We start from the raw sequence: 1,124 nt of genomic DNA, 5'->3' as shown, positions 1-1,124 counted from the left end.
GGCGGCGTGAGCTCCCCCGACGACCTGTGGCACCTGGTCGCCACCGGCGCCGACGGCATCTCCGCGTTCCCCACCGACCGCGGCTGGGACCTCGAGGACAACGAGGGCCGTTCGGTGACGGCCGAGGGGGGTTTCCTCCACGACGCCGCCGAGTTCGACGCCGACTTCTTCGGGATCTCGCCGCGCGAGGCCCTGGCCATGGACCCGCAGCAGCGCCTGCTGCTCGAGGCCTCCTGGGAGGTGCTGGAGCGCGCGGGCATCGACCCGGTGTCCCTGCGCGGCAGCCGTACCGGTGTCTTCGCCGGCCTCATGTACCACGACTACGTCACCCAGGTGTCCGGTGCGGACGGCGCCGAGGGATACATCGGTACGGGCAACGCGGGCAGTGTCGTATCCGGCCGGGTCGCTTACGCGCTCGGCCTGGAGGGCCCGGCGGTCACGGTCGACACGGCGTGCTCGTCCTCGCTGGTGGCCCTGCACCTGGCGGCACAGGCGCTGCGCACCGGCGAGTGCACCATGGCTCTCGCGGGTGGCGTGACCGTCATGTCGACCCCGGCGACGTTCGCTGAGTTCAGCCTCCAGGGAGGGCTGTCCTTCGACGGTCGCTGCAAGTCCTTCTCGGACGCCGCGGACGGCACCGGCTGGTCCGAGGGCGTGGGCGTGCTGCTCGTGGAGCGGCTGTCGGACGCGCGCCGCAACGGCCACCAGGTCCTCGCCGTCGTGCGCGGCTCGGCGATCAACCAGGACGGCGCGTCCAACGGTCTGACGGCCCCCAACGGCCCGTCGCAGCAGCGCGTCATCCGCGCCGCCCTCGCCGACGCCGGCCTGACGCCCGCCGTTGTGGACGCCGTCGAGGCGCACGGCACCGGCACGACGTTGGGCGACCCGATCGAGGCGCAGGCGCTGCTGGCCACCTACGGCCAGGAGCACGACGCGGACCGGCCGCTGTGGCTCGGTTCGATCAAGTCGAACATCGGCCACACCCAGGCCGCCGCCGGCGTCGCCGGCATCATCAAGATGGTCATGGCCATGCGGCACGGGATGCTGCCGCAGACCCTGCACGTGGACGAGCCGTCCTCGAAGATCGACTGGTCGGCGGGCGAGGTCCGGCTGCTGACCGAGGC

General features: G+C 72.6%; 1 protein-coding gene. It reads left to right on the top strand.

Annotation, left to right across the window (positions count from 1 at the left end; all coding sequences use genetic code 11):
- Positions 1-1,124: polyketide synthase (locus AB0I73_RS41455; protein WP_363045541.1), on the top strand; the 1,124-nt coding region annotated here is incomplete at both ends.

This window comes from Streptomyces sp. NPDC050388, assembly GCF_040655635.1.
Classification (GTDB): Bacteria; Actinomycetota; Actinomycetes; order Streptomycetales; family Streptomycetaceae; genus Streptomyces.
This window is presented reverse-complemented; position numbering and strand designations above follow the sequence as displayed.